This is a genomic window from Sphingosinicella xenopeptidilytica (assembly GCF_042676985.1).
Lineage (GTDB): Bacteria > Pseudomonadota > Alphaproteobacteria > Sphingomonadales > Sphingomonadaceae > Sphingosinicella > Sphingosinicella xenopeptidilytica.
The window spans coordinates 116,369-139,873 of sequence record NZ_JBHTIK010000004.1 but is presented as its reverse complement, the minus strand read 5'-3'; the positions used below and the strand labels follow the sequence as shown (position 1 = coordinate 139,873).

At 65.8% G+C, this 23,505-nt stretch carries 21 protein-coding genes; 11 read left to right on the top strand and 10 right to left on the bottom strand.

The features are described from left to right. Window positions 1-19 precede the first annotated feature (19 nt). Complete coding sequence (locus ACFQ00_RS07135; RefSeq protein ID WP_381488286.1) at window positions 20-757, bottom strand: DsbA family protein; 738 nt, start codon at window positions 755-757, stop codon at window positions 20-22. Window positions 758-893: 136 nt separating this feature from the next. Beyond that, a complete protein-coding gene (locus ACFQ00_RS07130) occupies window positions 894-1,349 on the bottom strand; it encodes a DUF721 domain-containing protein (RefSeq protein WP_381488283.1) in 456 nt (151 codons plus the stop codon). A 65-nt stretch (window positions 1,350-1,414) separates the two neighbouring features. On the opposite strand from ACFQ00_RS07130, the gene mutY reads away from it, so the two are divergent. The 6 genes from mutY (at window position 1,415) to ACFQ00_RS07100 (ending at window position 8,182) form a co-directional block, all read left to right on the top strand. Continuing rightward, the gene (mutY, locus tag ACFQ00_RS07125) at window positions 1,415-2,482 is read left to right on the top strand and encodes an A/G-specific adenine glycosylase (RefSeq protein WP_381488280.1); all 1,068 of its coding nucleotides are present in this window, start codon (window positions 1,415-1,417) and stop codon (window positions 2,480-2,482) included. 39 nt (window positions 2,483-2,521) lie between these two features. Next, on the top strand, window positions 2,522-3,610 hold the full coding sequence (locus ACFQ00_RS07120; protein WP_381488277.1) for an efflux RND transporter periplasmic adaptor subunit: 1,089 nt from the start codon (window positions 2,522-2,524) through the stop codon (window positions 3,608-3,610). Next, complete coding sequence (locus tag ACFQ00_RS07115; protein ID WP_381488274.1) at window positions 3,607-6,717, top strand: efflux RND transporter permease subunit; 3,111 nt, start codon at window positions 3,607-3,609, stop codon at window positions 6,715-6,717. The genes ACFQ00_RS07120 and ACFQ00_RS07115 overlap by 4 nt, the downstream gene beginning before the upstream one ends. Window positions 6,718-6,721: 4 nt before the next feature. After that, the gene (locus tag ACFQ00_RS07110) at window positions 6,722-7,222 is read left to right on the top strand and encodes a TspO/MBR family protein (RefSeq protein ID WP_381488271.1); all 501 of its coding nucleotides are present in this window, start codon (window positions 6,722-6,724) and stop codon (window positions 7,220-7,222) included. Between the two features lie 27 nt (window positions 7,223-7,249). Continuing rightward, a complete protein-coding gene (locus ACFQ00_RS07105) occupies window positions 7,250-7,567 on the top strand; it encodes an accessory factor UbiK family protein (protein WP_381488268.1) in 318 nt (105 codons plus the stop codon). A 123-nt stretch (window positions 7,568-7,690) separates the two neighbouring features. After that, window positions 7,691-8,182, top strand: a complete 492-nt coding sequence (locus tag ACFQ00_RS07100; RefSeq protein ID WP_374599464.1) for a type III secretion system chaperone family protein — start codon at window positions 7,691-7,693, stop codon at window positions 8,180-8,182. A 19-nt stretch (window positions 8,183-8,201) separates the two neighbouring features. Here the strand turns inward: ACFQ00_RS07100 and ACFQ00_RS07095 are convergent, their stop codons facing one another. Then, window positions 8,202-8,792 (bottom strand): hypothetical protein, encoded by a 591-nt coding sequence (locus ACFQ00_RS07095; RefSeq protein WP_381488264.1) that lies wholly within the window; start codon window positions 8,790-8,792, stop codon window positions 8,202-8,204. Between the two features lie 34 nt (window positions 8,793-8,826). Here ACFQ00_RS07095 and ACFQ00_RS07090 point away from each other — a divergent pair, with 34 nt between their 5' ends. Beyond that, on the top strand, window positions 8,827-9,423 hold the full coding sequence (locus ACFQ00_RS07090) for a hypothetical protein (RefSeq protein WP_381488261.1): 597 nt from the start codon (window positions 8,827-8,829) through the stop codon (window positions 9,421-9,423). 21 nt (window positions 9,424-9,444) lie between these two features. Here ACFQ00_RS07090 and gatB read toward each other — a convergent pair whose 3' ends face one another. The 5 genes from gatB to ACFQ00_RS07065 form a co-directional block, all read right to left on the bottom strand. Then, on the bottom strand, window positions 9,445-10,932 hold the full coding sequence (gatB, locus tag ACFQ00_RS07085) for an Asp-tRNA(Asn)/Glu-tRNA(Gln) amidotransferase subunit GatB (RefSeq protein WP_381488259.1): 1,488 nt from the start codon (window positions 10,930-10,932) through the stop codon (window positions 9,445-9,447). Window positions 10,933-11,099: 167 nt separating this feature from the next. Further along, window positions 11,100-12,575, bottom strand: a complete 1,476-nt coding sequence (gene gatA, locus ACFQ00_RS07080; RefSeq protein WP_381488257.1) for an Asp-tRNA(Asn)/Glu-tRNA(Gln) amidotransferase subunit GatA — start codon at window positions 12,573-12,575, stop codon at window positions 11,100-11,102. Continuing rightward, window positions 12,575-12,862, bottom strand: a complete 288-nt coding sequence (gatC, locus tag ACFQ00_RS07075; RefSeq protein ID WP_381488254.1) for an Asp-tRNA(Asn)/Glu-tRNA(Gln) amidotransferase subunit GatC — start codon at window positions 12,860-12,862, stop codon at window positions 12,575-12,577. The genes gatA and gatC overlap by 1 nt, the downstream gene beginning before the upstream one ends. Before the next feature lie 82 nt (window positions 12,863-12,944). Continuing rightward, entirely contained in the window at window positions 12,945-14,729 is a 1,785-nt protein-coding gene (locus tag ACFQ00_RS07070; RefSeq protein ID WP_381488251.1) for a hypothetical protein, read from the bottom strand. A gap of 23 nt (window positions 14,730-14,752) precedes the next feature. Beyond that, window positions 14,753-16,447, bottom strand: coding sequence for an N-acyl-D-amino-acid deacylase family protein (locus tag ACFQ00_RS07065; protein ID WP_381488247.1), 1,695 nt, complete (start codon window positions 16,445-16,447; stop codon window positions 14,753-14,755). Window positions 16,448-16,515: 68 nt separating this feature from the next. Between ACFQ00_RS07065 and ACFQ00_RS07060 the strand changes: the two genes are divergently transcribed. Both ACFQ00_RS07060 and ruvX read left to right on the top strand, forming a co-directional pair. After that, a complete protein-coding gene (locus ACFQ00_RS07060; RefSeq protein WP_381488244.1) occupies window positions 16,516-17,796 on the top strand; it encodes a DUF3089 domain-containing protein in 1,281 nt (426 codons plus the stop codon). Next, the gene (ruvX, locus tag ACFQ00_RS07055) at window positions 17,793-18,260 is read left to right on the top strand and encodes a Holliday junction resolvase RuvX (protein WP_381488241.1); all 468 of its coding nucleotides are present in this window, start codon (window positions 17,793-17,795) and stop codon (window positions 18,258-18,260) included. The genes ACFQ00_RS07060 and ruvX overlap by 4 nt, the downstream gene beginning before the upstream one ends. Here the strand turns inward: ruvX and ACFQ00_RS07050 are convergent. Beyond that, window positions 18,257-19,588 (bottom strand): MFS transporter, encoded by a 1,332-nt coding sequence (locus tag ACFQ00_RS07050; protein WP_381488238.1) that lies wholly within the window; start codon window positions 19,586-19,588, stop codon window positions 18,257-18,259. The two genes, ruvX and ACFQ00_RS07050, sit on opposite strands and share 4 nt — an antisense overlap. Before the next feature lie 346 nt (window positions 19,589-19,934). Here ACFQ00_RS07050 and ACFQ00_RS07045 point away from each other — a divergent pair, with 346 nt between their 5' ends. After that, a complete protein-coding gene (locus ACFQ00_RS07045; RefSeq protein WP_381488235.1) occupies window positions 19,935-20,939 on the top strand; it encodes an aspartate carbamoyltransferase catalytic subunit in 1,005 nt (334 codons plus the stop codon). Further along, window positions 20,936-22,168 (top strand): dihydroorotase, encoded by a 1,233-nt coding sequence (locus ACFQ00_RS07040; protein ID WP_381488232.1) that lies wholly within the window; start codon window positions 20,936-20,938, stop codon window positions 22,166-22,168. The genes ACFQ00_RS07045 and ACFQ00_RS07040 overlap by 4 nt, the downstream gene beginning before the upstream one ends. Here the strand turns inward: ACFQ00_RS07040 and ACFQ00_RS07035 are convergent, their stop codons facing one another. Beyond that, on the bottom strand, window positions 22,169-23,494 hold the full coding sequence (locus tag ACFQ00_RS07035; RefSeq protein ID WP_381488229.1) for an SPOR domain-containing protein: 1,326 nt from the start codon (window positions 23,492-23,494) through the stop codon (window positions 22,169-22,171). It abuts the gene before it with no gap. Between the last annotated feature and the right edge of the window lie 11 nt (window positions 23,495-23,505).

Here is a 23,505-nt window from a genome sequence, read left to right as displayed (position 1 = left end):
CACGCCCACACGCTTCACGCTACTTCGCGGCATCCTTGAGCAGCGGCTCGAGGTCCGCCCAGCTGTGCACGCCTTCGAGTGACTTGTCGTTCAGCACGAACGCGGGCGTGCCCGTCACCTTGTACTGCTCGACCGCCGTCTTGCGGATCGTCTCAAGCTGGCTGCGCTGGTTCGCATCCGTGAGGCAGGCCTTGAACTTCGCTTCCGGAATCCCGCGCGCGCGCACGAACGTGTCGAGCCCGCCGAGCTTCGCGTAGGTGACGACCTGTTCGTCCGGCGACAATGATTGCAGCTGGGAGGTCTGCGCCTCGGTGAGCTTGGTGAACGGCTCGATCCATGTCTGCTGGTTCTTGAAGAAGGCGTCGGCCAGCCCGAAGAATGCGCTCGGCCCCTGGCAGCGCGCGAGCATCGTGGCGCCGTAGTCCGCCGGGTTCAACACGAAGTTGCGGAACTCGTAGAGCACCTTGCCGGTGGCGATGTACTGGCCCTTGATCGCCGGCATCGCCATTTCGTGGAAATCGCGGCAGTGCGGGCAGGTGAGCGACGCGAATTCGATGAGCTTCACCGGAGCGTTCGGGTTGCCGATGCTGAAGCCGCCCTCGGGGGTCGCCTTCACGGTTTCGAGCCACTTGCCTTTCCCGGCCGGTGCGGCCGGTGTCGCCGGCGTTTCCGCCTTGGGCGCAGTGCCGGCCTTGCTCCCGGCGGCTTCAGATGATTCCTGTCCGCAGGCCGAAAGCACTGCGACGGCTCCGAACAAACACAATGCCTTGAAGCGCGCTTTTCTCAACATCTGGTAGTCCACCCTCAAAGAAACCCAATACCTGCCACAAATGCGGGTGGGACACTATGGCGAGGCCCGCACCCCAAGTCAAAGCCGATCAGCGCATTTTCAGCTATCGAATGACGGGCAGACCCTTCGTCCCGCTCATCTGCCGTGCAAGGTCTTCAAGGCTCTGCCGAAGCCCGTCGTCGGCGATCGCCTTCAGGCTGCCCGCCACGTCTTCGGGCACCTCGCCGGGGGTCTGCACGGCCTCGCCCGCGGGCGCGCGCTCAACGGCAAGCCCCTGCCGGATGGCGATGCGCGCGACGGCATCATAGCCGAAAAAGCGGTTCACCCGCTCAATGATCTGCGGCGCGACGTGCTGGATCATCAGCGCGTGCGAACCGGTGGCGGAGAGGTTGAGCGTGCCGCCGCTGCGCTTGCCGTGCGGGAAGCTCAGCGATTCGGGCGTCGAATGCCGCGCATAGTCCGGCCCCACGATTTCCGGCCAGCGCGCCACGACCGCACTATCGACGAAGCCGAAGCGACGGAACGCCTTGCGCCCGACAAGCGGCACAAGCTCGGCCACCGACCGGCTCCCGCCCCTTCTGTCACCCGGTTTCCTCATGAAGAAACCCATGCCATAGGCGCGCCATGCCCGCCAAGGAAATCGCCCCCAAGCACATCGCGGCGCCGCTGCTCGCCTGGTACGACCGGTCGCACCGCCGCCTGCCGTGGCGCGCGCCGCCCGGCGCGAATGCGGCCGATCCCTATCGCGTCTGGCTTTCGGAGATCATGCTCCAGCAGACGACCGTGGCGGCCGTCATCCCCTATTTCGAGCATTTCACCACGCGCTGGCCGACGGTGGAGGCACTCGCCGCGGCCGAGGACGGAGACGTGCTCGCGGCATGGGCAGGCCTCGGCTACTACGCCCGCGCGCGCAACCTCCTCGCCTGCGCGCGCGCAGTTGCAGAGGGCCACGGCGGGCATTTCCCATCCACCGAAGAGGCGCTGCTCGGCCTTCCCGGCATCGGCGCCTATACAGCCGCGGCGATCACGGCGATTGCCTTCGGCGAGCGCGCCGTCGTCGTCGACGGCAATGTCGAGCGCGTCGTCGCGCGGCTGTTCGCGGTTGAAGAGCCCCTGCCCAGCGCCAAACCCGCGCTTCGCACGCTCACGGATACGATCACGCCCACCGCGCGCGCAGGCGATTTCGCGCAGGCGATGATGGACCTCGGCGCCACGGTCTGCCGCCCCCGGTCTCCCGATTGTCTCGTCTGCCCCATCGCTGACTCCTGCGACGCGGCGCGACGCGGCATCGCCGATCTGCTCCCGAAAAAGGCGCAGAAAGCACCGCGCCCGGTGCGCTACGCAAACGTCTATGTGCTGCGCGACCGCGGCGAGATCCTGCTGGTGCGGCGCCCGCCGCGCGGCCTTCTCGGCGGGATGCTCGGGCTACCGATGAGCGAGATCGCCGACGCTCCGATGGCCGATAACACGCATCCCGGCGCCCCCGCCCTCACGCGCTGGTCACGCGGCGAAGGGCGTGTGACCCATGTTTTCACGCATTTCGAGTTGCATCTGACTGTGTTTTCGGGCGATCTGTCGGGCATAACGAAACCGGCGGGGGATTGGCGTGCAGCGGATGAGTCCGCCGCGCGGGATTTGCCGACGCTGTTTCGTAAAGCATTGGACTTTGCAGCCTGTGTGGATGATTTTTAGCCGTTGTGTGTAGCGGCGTACGCCTGATCGGAGTGGGATTTGTCGATATCAAGGCACGTTGCGTTCGCGCTCGCCGTTTCGCTGGCCGCCTGCGGCGGACAAAAGGGAGGCGGTGAAGGCCGCGCCCCGACCGTGGTCGGCGGCGTTGTCGAGCCTACGCGCTTCGTCGACAGCATCGATGCCGTCGGCACCGCTTTTGCCCGCGAATCCACCACATTGACCTCCACCGTCACCGAACGCGTGGAATCGCTGCGCTTCGCCGATGGCGCCTATGTGCAGGCCGGCACCGTGATCGCCGTGCTGCGCACCGTCGAGCAGAATGCAGACCTTGCCAGCGCGGAGGCCCGCTCGCGCGAAGCGCAGCAGCAGCTCGGCCGCCTGCGCGAACTCCAGCAGCGCGGCTTCGCCACCAATGCCAGCATCGATGCACAGACCGCCGCGCGCGATCAGGCACGCGCGCAGGCAGGTGTCATCCGCGCACAGATCGGCGACCGCATCATCCGCGCGCCCTTCTCCGGCGTCGTCGGCCTGCGCCGCCTCTCGCCGGGCAGTGTCGTCACGGCGGGCACCGAGATCGCGACGATCAGCGACATCAGCTCGATCAAGCTCGATTTCACCGTGCCCGAGCGTTTCATCTCGGCGGTCAAGGCCGGCCAGAATATCGAGGCGCGTGCGCAGGCCTGGCCGGGCGAGGTGTTCCGCGGCACCGTGGAGGGTGTCGAGCCGCAGGTCGATCCCATCACCCGTTCGGTTGCCGTCCGCGCGCTGCTCCCAAACCCTGAGCGGCGCCTGCACCCCGGTATGTTGCTCACCGTTTCCATCGTCACCAATCCGCGCGATGCGCTCGCCGTCCCTGAACTGGCATTGGTTGCGCAGGGCGACCGCCAGTTCATCTTCCGGCTTGATGAGAAGAACGTCGCCAACCGCATACCGGTCGAGGTCGGGATGCGGTCGGGCGGCATGGTGGAAATCACAGGCGGCCTCAATCGCGGCGACCGCATCGTCGCCGATGGCGTCGTGAAGGTGCGCGACGATGCGGAGGTTCGGCCGGTGTTCCCCGGAGAGCCTGAAAAATCCACGACCGGAGCCCTCTCCGGCGCCGCAGCCGGCGCAGGGAAGTCCCGGTGATCCTCTCCGATGTCTCTGTCAAACGCCCGGTGTTCGCGGCTGTCGTCAGCCTCATCATCGTGCTGGCCGGCGCCATCGCCTTCTTCTCGCTGCCGGTACGCGAGTATCCGGCCATCGAGCCGCCGATCGTTTCGGTCGAGGTGGCGTATCCCGGCGCGGCCGCCAGCGTCGTCGAATCGCGCATAACGCAGCTCGTCGAGGACCGGATCGCCGGCGTCGAGGGCATCGAAATGATCCGCTCGCGCTCGCGCGACGGCGTTGCCGACATCAATATCGAGTTCTCGGCGACCCGCGACGTGGACGACGCCGCAAACGACATCCGCGACCGTGTCAGCGGCCTTGCCGACGATCTGCCGGACGAGGTGATCCCACCTGAAATCCGCAAGGTCGACGTCGATTCGATGCCGATCCTCTGGATGAACCTCTCGGCCGAAGGACGCGATCCGCTGTGGCTCGCGGACTATGCGGACCGCATCCTCGTCGACCGCTTTTCCTCGATCGACGGTGTCGCGCGCGTGCAGATCGCCGGCCTTTCGAAACCCGCGATGCGCATCTGGCTCGATCGCGAGAAGCTCGCCGCCTATCGCCTGACGCCGGGCGACATCGAGGCTGTTTTGCGCGCGCAGAATGTCGAGCTGCCCGCCGGCCGCGTCGAGGCGGAAACGCAGAACCTCACGGTTCGCGTCGCCCGCGCCTACAGTCAGGTAGATGATTTCCGCGGACTCGTCATCTCGCGCGGTGCGGACGGGCATCTCGTCCGCCTCGGCGACGTCGCGCGGGTCGAGGTGGGACCGGAAAACCCCTACAACTTCTTCCGCACGAACGGAAAATCGGGCGTCGGCATCGGCATCGTTCGCCAGTCGGGCGCAAACACGCTTGCGGTGGCCGATGAGGTCAAGGCGCGACTCGCAGAAACCCGCAAGATGCTGCCCGCCGGGGTCAGCCTCGACGTGTCGAACGACAGTTCAGTGTTCATTTCAGCAGCCATCAAGAACGTCTGGATGACGCTTGCCGAGGCATCGGTCCTCGTCATTCTCGTCATCTTCCTGTTCCTCGGTTCGCTGCGTGCGACGATCATTCCCGCCGTCACGGTACCGATCTGCCTTATCGCGACCTTCGCCGTGCTCTGGGCGCTTGGGCTCTCGATCAACCTGCTCACGCTGCTCGCGCTGGTGCTCGCCATCGGCCTCGTCGTCGACGACGCGATCGTGGTGCTCGAAAACATCTACTACCGCATCGAACATGGCGAAACGCCGCTCGTCGCCGCCTACGAAGGCGCGCGGCAGGTCGCCTTCGCCGTGATCGCGACGACCGCTGTGGTTTGCGCGGTGTTCGTGCCGATCATGTTCCTTGCCGGAAACACCGGCCTCCTGTTCCGCGAGCTTGCCGCCGCGATGATCGGCGCTGTCGCCTTCTCGGGCTTCATCGCGCTGACGCTGACACCGATGCTCTGCTCGAAGATGCTCACCGCCGAATCGGGCAGCAACCGCATGACGCGCTGGGTCGATCAGCGTTTCGAGCGCCTCCAGTCTGCGTACGATCGCGTGCTCGGCCGTCTGCTGGATCGGCCGCTGCTGATCGGCAGCATCTCGGCCGGCATCGTGGCGGGTTGCATCGCACTCGCGACCACGCTGCCCTCCGAGCTCGCGCCGCTTGAGGACACGGGCAACCTGCAGGTGAACGTGACAGCCGCCGAAGGCACGGGCTACGACCAGATGGTCCGCTACATGGAAGACATCCAGGCCCGTATGCTGCCGATGATCGACGATGGCCCCATCCGGCGTATGATCGTGCGTGCGCCCGGCAGCTGGGGCACGAGCGAGGATTTCGCGAACGGCCGCGTCACCGTGTTCCTGAAGGATTGGTCGGAGCGCGATCAAACGACGGCGGAAGCCGGGCAGATGATCCAGAAGGCGCTGGAAGACTATCCGGGCGTCCGCACCTTCGCATCGGGCGGGCAAACGCTCGGCGCAAACCGGGGCAGCCGGCCGATCCGCTTCGTCATCGCCGGCGCGACATTCGAGGAACTCGCCCGCGCCCGCGATGCGATCATCGATGCCGCCGCGTCCTATCCCGGCATCGAGAACCTCGAAGCCGACTACAAGGAAACGAAGCCGCAGCTTCTCGTCGACATCGACACGACGCGCGCGGGCGACCTCGGCGTGTCCGTCAGCGAGATCGGCCGCACGCTCGAAACCATGATGGGTTCGCGCCGCGTCACCACCTACATCGATCGTGGCGAGGAATACCGCGTCATCGTGCAGGCCGAAGCCAAGGACCGGCTGACGCCACAAGACCTCTCCAACGTCTATGTCCGCTCGCGCACGGGGGACGTCATTCCGCTGTCGAACCTCGTCTCGCTGCGCAGCTTCGCGGATGCGGGCGAGCTCGGCCATTTCAACAAGCTCCGTGCCATCACGCTCGAAGGCTCTGTCGCCCCCGGCTATTCGCTCGGGGAGGCGCTCAACTGGCTGGAGGCGGAAGCCTCGACGCTGCCCGAAGTTGCCGCCATCGGCTACGACGGCGAAAGCCGCGCCTTCAAACAGACCGGCGGCGCGATCTGGGGCGTGCTCGGCGTCACCATCCTGCTCGTCTTCCTCGTGCTCGCCGCGCAGTTCGAAAGCTGGGTGCACCCGGGCGTCATCGTGCTCACCGTGCCGCTCGCGGTCGGCGGCGGGCTGCTCGGCCTCGTCGTGATGGGTCAGTCGCTCAATCTCTACAGCCAGATCGGCATCGTCATGCTCGTCGGGCTCGCGGCGAAAAACGGCATCCTCATCGTCGAGTTCGCGAACCAGCTGCGCGACCAGGGCGTCGCGTTCGACGACGCGATCCGCCGTGCCGCCGTGCGCCGCCTGCGTCCCGTCATCATGACCTCGATCGCAACGGTCGCGGGCGCGGTGCCGCTGATGTTCGCGTCGGGCGCGGGCGCAGCCTCGCGGCAGGCGATCGGCACTGTCGTCGTCTGGGGCGTCAGCCTCGCGACGCTGCTCACATTGTTCATTATCCCCGTCTTCTACCGGCGCCTCGCCCGTGGCACCGGTTCACCGCTCGCGGTTTCGCGCAAGCTGGACGAGGAGCGCGGCATAGCGCCCGCGCCTGCCGAATAAACGCGTGGCGCTCGCCAAGTCGCTGCGCATCGCCTTCCTGACCGTTCCGGGCGTGATGCTGCTCGGCTCGTTCTCCGGCGTCGTCGCGGGGTCGGGCGAGGGCAATCCGTGGTTCGCGACGCTCCTGAAACCCGCGCTCTATCCGCCCGGGTTCGTGTTCGGCATCGTCTGGACGCTGCTCTACGCGCTGATGGGCGTCGCCATCGCCCGCATCCTCGCGGCGCCTGCAGGCCCGGAGAGGCGCCGCGCCGCCTTGCTCTTCGCCGTCCAACTCGTGCTCAACCTCGCGTGGTCGACACTGTTCTTCAAGCTGCACCTGCTCGGTCCCAGCTTCGCGCTCATCCTCGTCATCCTCGCCGCCGCGCTCGCCACGACATTCGCGTTCGCCCGGCTGGACCGCATCGCCGCATGGCTGCTCGTCCCCTATCTCGTATGGCTCTGCTTCGCCGCCGGGCTGTCCTTCCGCATCTGGCAGTTGAATCCGGGCGCCGCGCCGCCATATTAGGCCCACAACACAGCGAAGGCCCCGTCCATGCAGTCCAAAAACCGCTTCTTCGACGATTTCTCGCGCATGGCGACCGGCGCCATGGGCTCGCTCGCCGGCATGGGCCGCGAGATGGAAGCGGGCTTCCGCGCGCGCATGGAGGAATTCGTCGGCGGGCTCGATCTCGTGAAGCGCGAGGAATTCGAAGCCGTGAAGCAGATGGCCGCGAACGCCCGCGCTGAGAACGAGGAGCTGAAGGCGCGAATCGCCAAGCTCGAAGCCGCGGCAGGAACGACACCCGCGAAAGCCGCCCCGGTGCGTAAGCCAGCGGCGAAGAAGGCGGGCAAATCAGCGCCCGCGGCCTGATATCCACAGCAAATTCGCGGCCGCCGGCGCGCAGCGTCTTGCGTGTCGCCTGTGGGCATCGCACCATATATGGTGCAGGCTTGAACATTATCGGACCAGCTATTGACCGAACTCGAACTTGAAATGGCCCAGGCCACGGCGGCGCCGCTCGATATGCTCGAGCATTATTTCGGCGCGCATGGCTGGTCGTTCGAGCGCGCCAGCGACGAGGAACTCATCGCCCGCGTCGAGGGCAGCTGGACAACGTACCAGCTCCGCGCGCTCTGGCGCGAGGAGGAACGCGTCCTCCAGTTCATCGCCATGCCCGACATCCGCGTGCCGGAAAACCGCCGCGCCGCTGTGTGGGAGGCGCTGAGCCTCATCAACGAACAGCTCTGGCTCGGCCACTTCGAGATGTGGTCGGCGGATGGCACGCTCCTCTTCCGCCACGCCTCGATGCTCGACGGCCCGGACGAAGACAGTGGCCTCTCGCTCGCACAGGCCGAAACACTCGTCGAAGCCGCCGTCGACGAGTGCGAACGCTACTACCCCGTTTTCCAGTTCATCCTCTGGGCCGGCAAAACGCCGCGCGAAGCCTTGGACGCCGCACTCATCGACACGGTGGGCGAGGCTTGAAGCCTGAAACGATCACGGTTTAGGAAACCGGGCCTGACGCTGTCGTCGGCGTGATCTGCGCTTTTCCTCCGGCATCCCATGTCACGTCATGATCGGCCTCGATCACACCGTTCACAATCTGCCCTGCCTTCAGCTTCGCATTGTTCCCCGGAGCGAACGGCGCATAGATCGGCGCCAGAACCCATTTCAGCGCATCATCCGATTTCCCGCCTTTTCCAAGAGCGCTCATGTCGCCCGTCACTGGAATGCGCTGCGTACCGTTCTGGATGTGCGTGAGCCGCGCGGAGAGTTGCCCCCGGCTTCCTGCCGATCCGCTCATCTTGGTGTCCAGCACCTCCCCGAACACCGGCGTGCCCTCGGCAAGCACGAGCTTTCCATCGATGAGCAGCGGCTTGTTGAGCCTGAGTACGATGCGCATACCAGGTTGCGCGGTGCGGGACGACACTTCGTTCAGCACCATCAGTTCGAGAACGGTGCCTTTCGTCAGCCGTCCAGCCGACATGGTCGTGACCGCCGGCACGGCCTCGGCAGTCACGGGCGAAGTCTGTTCCTGCGCGATTGCCGCCGAAGGCAGCACCAGCGCTGCCGCCATCAATCCCCAGCCGTTCACACCCGTCCCCCAACAGGATTCCACATGCCCGATCATGTTCCGTATGCGTGACGATTGCAATTGCCCCGAAGGCGTGGTGAAGCGCGAGCGGGAGGGCGATGGTGCCCTTCCGGAGTCGAAAATCTTGGGGGCCATCATGGTTCGCACCGCTGTGGTTGGAATTGCAGCACTCGCCGCCGTCCTAGGCGCAACACCTGGTCTTGCGAAAGACACGAAGAAGCTGAATTACGTGATCGTGAACGAGGCTGTCGGCGTGCCGGTATTCCCGCACGACATCACCGACCGTCCTTACGAAGTGCTGGGCGAAGTGAAGGCCGAGGTTCGCAAGGCCACGATCTTCAGCAAGGAAGCCAGCCAGGAAAAGATTTACCGCGAGCTCTGGGAGCGCGGAGAAAAGCTCGGCGCCGATGCCGTGATCAAGGCAAGCTACGGCGATTCGCGCGTCACGCTGATGAGCTGGGGCAGCACCGCCGTAACCGGCACCGCCATCAAGTTCATCGCTGCCGCTCCAGCGCCGGCCGTTGCGCCTGCCACCGCGGAACCTGCGGCTACAGCGGCCGAACCCAGCCCGGCTGCAGCACCGATCGAGGCCGCCCCGGCCGCGGCAGAAACAACACCGCCAACGCTCTGACCCTGCGAAGGCGGCGCTGCGCTACCCCGCCAGCGCCGCCTTCAGCAGTTCGTTCACCACCTTCGGGTTCGCCTTGCCGCCGGTCGCTTTCATCGTCTGGCCGACGAAGAAGCCGAACAGCGCTTCCTTGCCGCCCTTGTATTCGGCGACCTTGTCTGCGTTCTTCGCAAGCACGTCGGCGATCGCCGCGTCGAGCGCGCCGGTGTCGGAGACCTGCTTCAGGCCCCGCTCTTCCACGATCTTCTCGGGGTCGTCGCCGGTTTCCAGCATGATCTGGAACACGTCCTTGCCGAGCCGGCCCGAAAGCGTGCCGTCGCCGATCAGCGCGAGCAGCGTCGCGGCGTGTTCGGGGCTGATCGGGCTGTCGACGACATCCTTGCCGAGCGCGTTCAGCGCACCGAACAGGTCGGAGATCACCCAGTTGGAGGCCGCGCGCGCCACCTCGGTGAGCGGCTTGCCCTGCTTCGCTGCACTCAGCGCCAGCATACGCTCAAACCAGTCGGCGGCTTCCTTCTCGGCCGTCAGCACGCTTGCGTTGTAGTCGCTGATGCCGAGGTCGCGCACATAGCGCGCGAGCTTCGCATCCGGAAGTTCCGGCAGTTCCGCGCGCAGCGCCTCGACGAAAGCATCGTCGAACACCAGCGGCAGCAGGTCCGGGTCCGGGAAATAGCGGTAGTCGTGCGCGTCTTCCTTGGAACGCAGCGAGCGCGTTTCCATGCGGCCGGGATCGAACAGGCGTGTTTCCTGCACGATCGTGCCGCCGCCCTCGATGATCTCCACCTGCCGCTGCGCTTCATACTCGATCGCCGCCTGCACGAAGCGAACGCTGTTCACGTTCTTCACTTCGCAGCGCGTGCCGAGATCATCGCCGGGCCTGCGCACGCTGACATTCACGTCGGCGCGCATGGAGCCTTCCTCCATGTTGCCGTCGCAGCTTCCCACGTAGCGAAGGATCGAGCGCAGCTTCTTCACATACGCCCCCGCCTCTTCCGGCGAGCGCATGTCGGGCCGCGAGACGATCTCCATCAGCGCGACGCCGGAGCGGTTGAGATCGACATAGGAATAGCGCGGCGACTGGTCGTGCATCGACTTGCCCGCATCCTGCTCCAGATGGATGCGCTCCAGCCCCACCGTCTTGGTGCGCCCCTCGCCGAGATCGATGTGGATTTCGCCTTCGCCCACGATCGGGTGCTGGAACTGGCTGATCTGGTAACCCTGCGGCAGATCGGCGTAGAAATAATTCTTCCGGTCGAAGCGCGACCAGCGGTTGATGACGGCGCCGAGCGCAAGACCCGTACGCACCGCCTGCTTCACGCACTCGCCGTTGATCACCGGCAGCATCCCGGGCATCGCCGCATCGACAAGGCTCACCTGCGTGTTCGGCTCCGCCCCAAACGCCGTCGCGGCGCCCGAAAACAGCTTTGCGTTCGACGTGACCTGCGCGTGCACCTCAAGGCCGATCACGACCTCCCATTCGCCGGTTTCGCCTTTGATGCGGTAATCAGTCATTTGTTCTTCCGCCGATTGTGGCGATCACGTCGCCGTCTCGCCAATATCTTTTCTCGTTCCGGATTTGAACGGCCCTCCTTCTTTCCGAAAAGCCGTTTCGCTCCCTCGATGAGACCGTCCCGAACGCACACCTCCAGGACTTCACCGAAGAAATCTGAAAGAGACACCTACCACCACGCCTCCGGCCGCGCGGTGAAGCCCGCCGCCTGTTCGATCGCATAGCCCGCGTTCAGCACGCCTTCCTCGTCGAGCGGACGCCCGATGATCTGGAGCCCGAGCGGCAGGCCGTCGTCAGAAAGCCCGCCCGGCACAGACATCGCCGGAAGCCCCGCGAGACTCGCGGGCACGCAGAACACGTCGTTGAGGTACATCGCGATCGGGTCGTCAACGTTCGCGCCGATGCCGAACGCCGCGCTCGGCGCGGTCGGCGCGAGAATCACATCGCACGTTTCGAACGCCTGCATGAAGTCGCGCTGGATCAGCGCCCGGACCTTCTGCGCCTTCAGATAATAGGCGTCGTAATAGCCCGCCGAGAGCACGTACGTGCCGATCAGGATGCGCCGCTGCACCTCCGAACCGAAGCCCGCCGAGCGCGTCGCCTCGTACATATCGATCAGGCTGCCGTTCTCCGGCGCCTCGCGCAGCCCGTACCGCACGCCGTCATAGCGCGCGAGGTTGGACGAAGCCTCCGCAGGCGCGATGATGTAGTAGGTCGGCAGCGCATACTTGGTGTGCGGCAGCGAGATATCGACGATCTCCGCGCCCGCATCGCGCAGCATGTCCGCGCCCTTCTTCCAAAGCGCATCGATCTCAGCCGGTATGCCCTCGACCGTATATTCCTTCGGAATGCCGACGCGTTTGCCCTTGAGGTCGCCGGTCAGCGCCGCCTCGAAATCCGGCACCGGTAGGTCGAGGCTGGTCGAATCCTTGGGATCGAACCCGCACATGGATTTCAGAAGGATCGCGCAGTCGCGCACGTCGCGCGCCATCGGTCCCGCCTGATCGAGCGAACTTGCGAACGCCACGATGCCCCAGCGCGAACAGCGGCCGTAGGTCGGCTTGATCCCCGAAATGCCCGTGAACGCCGCCGGCTGGCGGATCGAGCCGCCAGTGTCCGTGCCCGTCGCGCCCGCGACGAGCCGCGCCGCGACCGCCGCCGAGGACCCGCCTGAGCTGCCGCCCGGCACGAGGCTTTCGTTGCCCTTGCCGCGCCACGGGTTGATGACCGTGCCGAACGCGCTCGTCTCGTTCGACGAGCCCATGGCGAACTCGTCCATGTTGAGCTTGCCCAGCATCCCCGCGCCGTCTGCGAAGAGCTTGCCGCTCACCGTCGATTCATAGGCCGGCTTGAAACCTTTCAGGATGTTCGAAGCCGCCGCGCTCTGCACGCCCTCGGTCGCGAACAAATCCTTGATGCCGAGCGGAATGCCCGACAGCGGCTTCGCCTCGCCCTTCGCCAGCGCCGCGTCGGCCGCCTCGGCGGCCTTCAGCGCAAGCTCCGGCGTCTCCACGGTGAAGGCATTCAGCACGCGCGCGGCTTCCACCGCCTTCACATGCGCCTCGGCGAGATTCTTCGCGGAGAAGTCCTTGGCGCGCAGCCCGTCGCGCATCTGGCCAAGCGTCAGGTCGGTGAGCGCCGCCATTATTCGATCACCTTCGGCACGGCGAAGAAGCCGTATTCGGCCTTCGGCGCGTTCTGCAGCACCTTGTCCTGAATCCCGCCGTCGGTGACGACATCCTCGCGCCAGCGCAGCGTGTTCGGAATCACGGCCGCGAGCGGCTCCACGCCGTCCGTATTCACCTCGCCCAGCATCTCCACCCAGCCGAGGATCTTGGAAAGTTCCTCGGCCATCACGGCGGACCTGTCGTCATCGATCTTGATACGCGCAAGATGCGCGACGCGTTTGACGGTTGCAGCGTCAACGGACATGCAAAAACCCCGGATTGATTGAGCCCGAGCCGTTAGCACGCGGCTTCGTTGGCGGGCAAGCGTCTGTGCCTGCTCGCAGGCATCAATCGATGCCCGCAACCCGTTTTCCATTCACCCGAAGCTCGACCCCGTCGCGCGGCACGATATCCAGCTTGCCGGCCTCCAGCGCCTTGATGATCGAGCCGTCGCTGTCCGAAAAATATGTACCTTCCCGGCCAAGTCCTTCACGCCAACCGTCTGCGGTCTGGCTGTAGGCATAAGTCGTACTCCAGCACGTCGGTTTTTCCTCGGCCTGCGTGCACCTTTCGCGAAAGAAAACGGCATCCTCTCGACCATCTTCGTTGAGATCTGCAATCACGGCCATGCAGCGACTTCTTGTGCCGCCGCAGGCCTTCAACTGATGATCAAAATCGATGCCGGGATTGCTCAGATAATCTATCAGCGTTGTCGGAATTGCCCGCTTTCCGCCGTATACGGACATTCGTTTCAAGGCTGCGCGCGTTTGAGTGGCGGCATCGGCCGCCTCGCGGCTGGCGTGCGCTTCCCAGGGGGATGGCGTTTTGTCGATTCTGGCCACCTCCTGCCGGATACGTTTCGCTTGCGGATGATCGCCTATCCCCCTCAAGTCGCTCAGCGCATCGCGTCCCGGCGCGCCCAGATCGAACTTCAAAGCTGCAAAGTCGAAAGTCTCAACGGGCGCTTTGCCGCTCATCAAGCGTGCTGTCTGGTTCCTTGCGGAAATCTCACGGAAATCGATAACGGGCGTCGCAAGCAGAAGGAAAACCGCGCCGAGCGCAAGGCCGAGGCGCACGTTTGCGGTTCGTACGGCATCCGCCCAACCATTGAATCCGCGGATCAGCGGCCAAAGGTAGCAAAGACCGTAGGCAATTGCAAAACCCGTGAAAATCATCGCCCATATGCGATCCGGCATCAGCCCATAGGCGTCGATCCGTCTGCCTGTGGAAACGGTCGCGATCACGGCAAGCGGGAGCATTACGAAGCCCAGCGCCGCCGCACCGCTCCGCAATATGCGGAAGGAAGGCGCCTGCCCATTCGTCTCGCGAACAACAGCGTTCGCCAGCAACAGCGCGAACAGCACTGCCCCCAGCATTAACGGTGTCGCATGGCGTGTCGTGTCCCAAAGTGCCGACAGACCTGTCACAGGCAGGAAGCAGAGAAACAGCAGCAGCACGAACGCAAGGAACGGCGTCAGCACCGAAAGCACGCTCACCAACGCCCGCTGCATGGCATTCATGACCGCAGACCATTCGCGAGCCAGAGAAATGCCGAGCGATACGGTCGCCCCTCCAATAACGGCAGAAAATACAGGCTTCGCGAAGAGTTCGCCGAAGATTTTCACACCGATCAGATTGAACAGGCTAGCCCAAAGGGCGAACAGCAGAGACACTGCCAGAACAAACCCGCCAGCACCCATGGCGATCACGATGTTGCCCCAGCTGTGCTGATGTAGCGTCTCGTAAGGCAACCTGCGGCGGTCTTCGTCACGCACCGTTTGGTAAGCCGGCAATGCAATGGCGAGCGCAGCGAACAGGCAAAGATATTGCCAGACGAACCCTGTACCATACGCGCTGCTGTCGGCCTGTGGCCCTGCGCGGAGATTCCACCAGACGACGCCCCCAGCGATGGTGCCGCACATAACAGCGAATAGGGCTGACCACCGGGGTCGCACGCCGGAAAGCGTGAAGGCCAGTATCACCCCGGCAATGGCTACAGCGGTTGCGGCCGCTGTCTGCGCATCTCCGACCGCTTCACCATCACGAACAAGCAACCAGAAGATCAAGCCACACAAAGCGCCGTAGGCTGCCAGCGTCAGATGACGCCGCAGCCCGTCCTTCAAATTGATCATGGCTCCCCCCGTTTACGTTGCTTCTACGCCGGACATTTCCCCGCGCCCGGCCCCTTCACGAAGCGGCCCGGGCGCGCCGCGGTGGGCTCGCCGTTTTTCAGCACCTGCTGGCCGTTCACGAACACGTCGCGCACGCCCACCGAATACTGGTGCGGCTTGTCGAAAGTCGCCTTGTCGGCGATCGTCGCGGGGTCGAACACCACGACGTCGGCGTAGTAGCCCGGCGCGAGGCGGCCACGGCCCTCGATGCCGAGTTGCTGCGCCGAGAACGACGTGAGCTGGCGCACCGCCTGCGAGAGGCTGATCGTCTTCTCGTCGCGTACATACTTGCCGAGCAGGCGCGGGATGTTGCCGTAGGCGCGCGGGTGCGTGCTCGATTTCAGGAACACGCCCTCGGTCGCGGGCGCATCCGCGTCGGAGCCGTAGCTCATCCACGGCAGCGTCGTCTGCTTGGCGACGTTCGCCTCGCTCATCAGGAAATAGGCGGTGCCCACGCGGCTGCCGTCCTCCACCACGAGGTCCATCGCGGTTTCTTCCGGGCTCTTGCCACGCTCGCGCGCGACTTCGCCGAGCGTCTTGCCGGTCAGCGGCTTCAGCTTCTCGCTTTTGAAGCCGAGGAGGAGGAGCCCGTCGGGTGTTCCCGCCTGATAATAGAGGTTTTCCCAGCCCTTGCCGGGGGCCTTCATCTCGGCGGCGACCTTCGCGCGGATCGCGGGGTCTTTCAGCCGCTGGATCCATGCCTCCTCGCCGCCCGCCTGCACCCAGAGCGGCATCGCCGCGTCGAGGCCGGTGGCGCCCGCGGGGTAAGTGTACATGGTGGCGGTGATGTCGAGGCCTTCCTTCTGCGCGGCCTCCACCTTGGCGATCACCGGGTCCAGCGTATCCCAGTTGTCCTTCCCCGCCTGTTTCAGGTGATAGATGATCGCGGGCGCCTTCGATTGGCGCGCAATGTCGATCAACTCGTCCACCGCCTGCAGGATACTGTCCCCCTCCGAGCGCATGTGGCTGATGTAGCGCCCGCCGCAAGGCCCAGCGGCCTGCATCAGCGCTACCAGCTCTGCGGTTTCCGCGAACGACCCCGGCGCGTAGATCAGCGCGGAGCCGACGCCGAGCGCGCCTTCGTTCATCGCGGAGCGCACCAGCGCCTGCATCCGCTTCAACTGCTCGGGCGTCGGGTCGACATCGTCCTCGCCGAGTTCATGGATACGCACGGTGGACGCGCCGACGAAGCTCGCCACGTTGGGCGAGATGCCACTCTTCTCGAGCCCCGCCAGATATTCGCCAAGGCTCGTCCACGTGATGTCGTATTTCACGTCGCCCAGGCGGGCCGCCTGGAGCTGCTTCATTTTTTCATTGAGCGGCCCCATGGTCCAGCCCTCGCCCATCACCTCCAGCGTCACGCCCTGCTTGAGGTCGCCAAGCCCGCGCCCGTCGACGATCAGCGATTCGGTCGCCCAGCTGTGCGTGTTGATGAACCCCGGCGCCACGGCGAGGCCGGTGGCGTCGATCTCGGTCCGCCCGCGCGCGGCGGGGCCCACGGAAACCACCTTGTCGCCGTCGATGGCAACATCGCCCACCGCGGCCGCGCCGCCCGAGCCGTCGTAGATCGTACCGCCTCGAATCACGAGGTCGTGAAGCGCGGGCGCAGCGCTTCCCGCCGCGCAGGCCGCAAGCGGCAGGGTGATGCAGATGGCAAAGGGAACCTGTGTGATACGCATGGTGTTAACCCCTGTATTCTCGTCGCATGGCGACCATGCTAAGCGCCGGGGCAAAGGAGTCCAGCAACTTGGCCGCACGTCGGTTTCTCGCCATCATCGCCGCTCTCATCGTCCTCGCGATCGTGGGTGCGTTCGCGTACCAGCTGTTCGCGCCCTACCTGATGCGCGCGGCGTTCGTGCCGGATGTCAGCTTCGCGGAGAGCCCGAAGCCGCCGCCCACATTCTATGATCGCGCGGACGCATGGCTCGCCCGCCCCGGCCTCCCGGCCGACGTGGTGCGCTGGACACCCGAAGGCTACAGCCCGGCGCCGAAACCCGCCGTCGCGGTGTTCTACGTGCATCCGACCACCTACCTGCGCGGCGACCGCTGGAACGCGCCCATCGCGCTCACCGGCGATCCTCGCTTCCGGCAGACCATTTTCCTGAAGAGCCAGGCGAGCGTGTTCAACGGCATCGGCGAGATCTGGGCGCCGAAATACCGGCAAGCTACGTTCGGCGCCTTCCTGTCGCTTGGGGAGCCGGATTCGGCGAAGGCCTTTGCGGTCGCCTACAGCGATATCGAAAAGGCGTTCGAGCTGTTCCTGCGCGAAATCCCCGCGGACCAGAAGATCATCCTCGCCGGGCACAGCCAGGGATCGCTGCATCTCGTCTCGCTGCTCGCGCAGAAGATCGCGGGCACGCCCGTGGTGGACCGGATCGTCGCGGCCTATCTGATCGGCTGGCCGATCTCGATCGAGGCGGACCTTCCCGCGCTCGGCCTCAAGCCCTGCGAAACACCCGAAGAGACGCGCTGCATCATCGCCTACCAGAGCTATGCGGAGCCGGCGCAACCGGAATCGATCTTCGATCCGTTTTATACGACGACAGGTCTCACCGGAGCGCCGCGCAAGGACACACACCTGCTCTGCATCGATCCGCTGGCCGGGCCTGCCGCGCCGCTCGAAGGCGTGGATCCCGCAGCGGAGGCACCGCCCGAAACCGCCGAAGCCGAAACGCCGGCGGACGGCGAAGCTGCCGATGCGAGCGCCGAAGCCGCGCCCACGGCGGAGGCGGAGGCAGAGGCCGACCCCTACGGCGCGGCGCGCAACCTCGGCACTTTGATCCCGTTCGACGAGACCTATTCCGATGCCCGTCTCGAACCCGGAATCGTCGGCGCGAAGTGCATGGAAAAAGGCTATCTCAGCATCGGCGAGAAACCGCCGGAGGCGCTGCGCTCTTATGTGCTGCCCGGCAACAACTACCATGTTTATGATTACCCGCTGTTCTGGGCGAACCTGCGCACAGATGCCGAGCGTCGCACGCAGGCCGCACTCACGGCCCGCGCCGCGGCATCCCGGCGGACGAAGTGAGCACACGTTCGGCGGCGGATTTCGCGGCAGAGTTGCCATCGGGCGGTGTTCTTGCCGGGCTCGATCTCGGCACAAAGACCATCGGCGTCGCCTTCTGTGATGCCGAATGGCGCTTCGCGACCGCGGCGGAAACCATCATCCGCCGCAAGCAGGCACAGGATTTCGCCGAGCTTCGCCGCCTCGCGGGCGGCCGCGCGCTCGCCGGCATCGTGCTCGGCTATCCGGTGAACATGGACGGCACGGACGGCCCGCGCGCGCAGGCCACCCGCGCCTTCGCGCGCGCGCTGGAAACGGAATTCGCCCTCCCGGCCCTCCTTTGGGACGAGCGCCTCTCCACCGTCGCGGTCACCCGCGAGATGATCGCCGCGGACATGAGCCGCGCGAAGCGCGCCGAACGCGTCGACGCCCTCGCCGCCGCGCATATCCTGCAAGCCGCCATCGATGCGCTGGCGCTGACCGCTTAGTTTCGCGCCGCATCCTCGCGGTCAATCGCCACAAGCGAAACGCCCTTCGTCTCGCGCATCACGAGCGCCGCGACCAGGCTCACCGCCCCGGCGAACATGATGTACACCGCGATCGGCCACCACGTTTCATACTCGCGCAGCAGCGCCGTACCGATCAGCGGCGCCCACGAGCCCGCGATGATCGCCGTCAGCTGATAGCCGAGCGAGACGCCCGAATAGCGCATCCGCGTGGGGAACATCTCGGTCATGATCGCGGGCTGCGCCGCGTACATCAGCGAATGGACCATCATGCCCGTGATGATCGCCGCGAGCACGATCCCCGTCGCCCCCGTATCCAGCATCGGAAACGCCGCGAACGGCCATACCATCGTCAGCAGAGCGCCCGCGATATAGAGCGGCCGCCGTCCGAACCGGTCGGTGGCGTGCCCGACGGCGGGGATGATGAATGCGTGAATGATGTGCGCGAAAAACAGCAAAGTCAGGATGCGCGTAGTGTCGACGCCCCGGTGCGACAGGTACGTGATCGAGAACGTCACCACCATGTAGTAGAGGATGTTCTCCGCAAAGCGCAGGCCCATCGCCGTGAACACGCGGCGCGGATAGAGCCGGAAGACTTCGGTGAGGCCGTTGCCGGCGGCGTGCGCCTTTTCCTCCATTTCGGCCTTCGCGGCCTTGAAGATCGGCGAGTCAGACACCTGCGTGCGGATGTAATAGCCGATCCCGACGATCACGACCGAAAGCCAGAAACCGACGCGCCACCCCCACGACAGGAACGCCTCCTCGGAAAGCGTCGCCGAGAGCACGAGCAGCACCACCGTCGCGGCAAGGTTGCCGAGCGGCACCGCCGCGTGCGGAAAGCTGCCCCAGAAGCCGCGGCTGCGGTTCGGGCAATGCTCGGTCACGAGCAGCACCGCACCGCCCCATTCGCCGCCGAGCGCGAACCCCTGGATGAAGCGCAGCGTCACCAGCAGCAGCGGCGCCCAGTAGCCGATCTGGTGGAACGAAGGCAGGCAGCCCATCAGGAAGGTGGAAAGACCGATCAGGATCAGGCTGAACTGCAGCAGCGACTTGCGGCCGACCTTGTCGCCGAAATGCCCGAAGATGATGCCGCCGAGCGGCCGCGCGATGAAACCCACCGCATAGGTCGCGAACGCCGCGATGATGCCGTCGAGTTCGTTGCCCGTGTCGGGGAAGAACAGCTTGCCGAACACCAGCGTCGCGACGGTGCCGTAGAGGAAGAATTCGTACCATTCGACGACCGTTCCGGCCATCGAAGCCCCGACAACCTTCTTCAGATACGGCAGATCGGCAGTTTCTTCGTGCTTCATTGACGCTCCCCCGGCTTTTGCATGGGCGTGCCCGGCGCGTGTCCGCCCGTCAAGCCTGCAGGTTTGCCGTATGAAACGCCTGTCCTACAGCACACCGGATGATGTAGCAGACTGCGATGCCCGCCCGCGCCACCACCCCTCTCGTCAATCACCGCCGCGCGCAAACGCGAAATCCGCGCATTGGCCTCCACTTCCTCCACTTTGCTCGGCAAGTTATTGATTTTTCGAGGGCGGGTTTGGGCAGCGCCTCTTACGGCCTTCCCGTTCCCCCGCCGGTGCCTTGCGCCCTCCTCTCCCGTTTCGCCCCTTGCCCGTCCGGGCGCGTGCGTCTAAAGGCTCGGCTTTAATGACATCGACACCAGAACCCGCTCCGCTACCGGCCGTGCCGCCGGGCGTGCATCCCTTCCCGCACGCACATCTGCTTGGAATCGAAGGCCTGAAGCCTTGGGAAATCGGCTTCCTTTTGAGCGAGGCCGAACACTGGGTCGAACTCAGCCGCAGCGCGCACAAGCGCGACGAACGGCTGGCGAGCCTCACCCAGATCAACGCCTTCTTCGAAAACTCGACACGCACGCTGCTGTCGTTCGAGATCGCGGGCAAGCGCCTCGGCGCGGACGTCGTCAACATGTCCGTCCAGTCCTCTTCGATGAAGAAGGGCGAAACGCTGCTCGACACGGCGCTGACGCTGAACGCCATGCACCCCGACGTGATCGTCATCCGTCACGATGCCTCGGGCGCGGTCGCGCTCATCGCCTCCAAGGTCGATTGCCCCGTGCTCAACGCGGGCGACGGCCGCCACGAGCACCCGACACAGGCGCTGCTCGACGCGCTCACCATCCGCCGCCGCAAGGGCCGCATCGAAGGCCTCAAGGTCGCGATCTGCGGCGATATCCTGCACAGCCGCGTCGCACGCTCGAACTTCCACCTTCTCGCTGCGCTCGGCGCCGAGGTGCGCGCGGTCGCGCCGCCCACGCTGATGCCCGCCGGGATCGAGCGTTTCGGCGTCACTGCCTTCACCGATATGGACGCGGGCCTCGAAGGCGCAGACGTCATCATGATGCTCCGCCTGCAGCGCGAGCGCATGGCGGGGGCCTATCTCCCCTCCGAACGCGAGTATTTCCATTTCTACGGCCTCACCGCGAAGCGCCTCGCGACCGCGGGCGACAACGTACTCGTCATGCACCCCGGCCCGATGAACCGCGGCGTCGAGATCGAATCGCAGGTCGCGGACGACATCGCGCGCTCCGCGATCACCGAGCAGGTCGAGATGGGCGTCGCCGTCCGCATGGCCTGCCTCGACGTGCTGACCCGCGCCCGGCGCGGCGTGGCTGATTGGGAGGCACGGGTATGAAGCCGCTCGCCATCACAGACGCGCGCATCATCGATCCCGCGCGCGGGATCGATACCACGGCGGACATCCTCATCGCCGACCGCACGATTGCCGCCATCGGCAGGCCCGAGATTCCATCCGATGCGCTGCGGATCGACGCTGGGGGTCTCGTCGCCGCGCCGGGCCTTGTCGACGCGGGCGTGTTCAAATCGGAACCGGCCGCGTTCCTTGCGGGCGGCATCACGCGCACGCTGTTGATGCCTGATCAGTCGCCGGTGATCGACGACCCCGCGCTTGCCGAACGCGCCCAGCGCATCGGCAAGCCGCACGTGTGGGTGCATCCGCTCGCCGCCGCCACGCGCGGTCTCGCGGGCACCGAGCTTGCCGAAGTCGCGCTGATGAAGGCGGCAGGCGCCGTCGCCATCGCAACCGGACGCCGTCAGATCGCCTCCGCAGCAGTCATGTACCGGCTGCTGCAATATGCGGCCGCGTTCGATCTCGTCACCGTCGTCCATGCCGAAGACGCCGCGCTCACCGAAGGCGCAGAAGCGACCACGGGCGAAACCGCGACACGGCTGGGCCTCGCCTCAGCCCCCGCCATCGCCGAAGCCGTCGCCATCGCACGCGACGTGCGCCTCGCCGAAGCAGCGGGCGCGCGGCTTCACATCCATCAGGTGACGACAGCTGAGGGGCTGGATGTGATCCGCGCCGCACGGTCGCGCGGCGCACGCATCACCTGCGGCACGGCACCAGCCTATCTGCTGCTGAACGACGAGGCCGTCACCGGCTACCGCACCTTCACGCGCCTCTCCCCGCCGCTTCGAAGCGAGGATGATCGCCGCGCGCTGCTTGGCGGTCTTGCGGACGGCACGATCGATTGCCTCACCTCGGCGCACGATCCGCGCGGGCAGGACGAGAAGCGACTGCCGTTCGCACACGCGACGCCCGGCATGTCGGGCGCGGAGACGCTGCTCGCGCTGGCGATTTCGGCGGGCGAAAACGCGGGCGTTCCCCTCTCACGCCTCATCGCGATGATGAGCGCGACACCGGCGGCGATCTTCGGGGTTCCGGGCGGAAATCTCGGTGAAGGGGCGCCGGCCGACATCGTGCTGTTCGATCCCGGCGCGCCGTGGCGCATCGCGGCGTCGAAGTTCGTCTCGGCAGGAGACAATACACCGTTCGACGGGCTTCCCGTTCAGGGTCGCGTCAAATGGACCGTGAAAGGCGGCGAAATCGCTTTCGCCGGCTGATCAGGCCTTCTTGGAAGAGGTGGCTTCCGGCGCGCCCGCACCCTTGCGGACGAAGCAGCTATAGCCCCCGGCCTTGAGGTCGCGGCAGAGGTCGACCGCTTCGTTGACGTTCGCGAACGAGCCGATAGCGAGACGGTGATATGTGGCGCCCTTCACCGCGATCTGGCTCCGGATCGGCTCGAATTCGCCAAGCGCGCTGTTCTTGCGGATCAGTGTCTTCCAGCCCGCGTTCAGAAACTCGGGCTTCGCATAGGAACCGAGCTGGACGACCCAGGCGCCATGCGTCGGCTTCTGCAGCGCACGAATCTCCCGCTTCACGGCGGAAACAGGCTTCGGCGCCTCAAACCCGGGCTGCACCGCCCGGATCTTCACGATCGGCTGCGCAGGCTCGGCCGCGACCGGCACCTCGGCCCGCGCAATGGCGACAGGCTCGGCACGAACGATCGGCGCGGCCTCAGCAATGACCGCCGCGGGTTCAGCGACAACGGCAACAGCCACAGGCTCCGGCGCGCTTTCCACGACAGGGGCTTCAACGGCCGCCACCACGACGTCCGCCCGCGGCTGCGCCCAGGCGAGCGCCACCGGGCGGCCAGCGTCATTCGCGGCCATCTCCACGCCAAGCACGGAGGCTGTGCGCCACGAGCTGTCGGTGTTGGAAGCAATTGCAGCCCATTCCGCAACGCGGGCATCGACCGCATCGGGGGCGAGGTCCATCGAGGCGGTCGTGCGCGCCGCAGCCCATTCACCGGCAAGAGCCTGTGCAAGCGCGAGATTCTGGCGAAGGCGCGGGGTCGAATTGCCCGCGCGAACGGACGTTTCGAGCAGGCTGATCGCCTTGCGCGTCTCACCCGAAAGCGCGAGTGCGAGGCCAACGTCGGCGGCAAGTGAAGGCTCGGCGGCAAGCGCATCGAGCGACGACAGCGCCGTGTAGCGGTTGCCCGCCGCAAGCGACGAAAGCGCAGCACGGAAGCGGACGTTCGCGTCCGCAGGGTTCATCGCCGAAAGGTCGCCATAGGCTTCCGCAGCCGACTGGTAGCGACCGGCCGCCGTGTAGGCCTTGGCAAGCGTGAAGCGCGCGTCGGCGTTCTGCGGATCGGCCGTAACGGCAAGCTCGGCGAAGCTGATCGCAGCGACGGGATTACCGGCCAGCCGCGCGGCTTCCGCCTGCTTGATGAGGACGACCGAAGGCTGCGGCGCATCGACGGAGCCGATCGCCGTATTCACGTGCGCCACCGGGCTGTTCGAGGATTGGCACGCCGTCAGAGAGACCCCGAGCGTGAATGCGCTCGCGGCCAGCTTGAGCACCGTATTGCGCTGAGTCTGCATGGTCTTGGCCC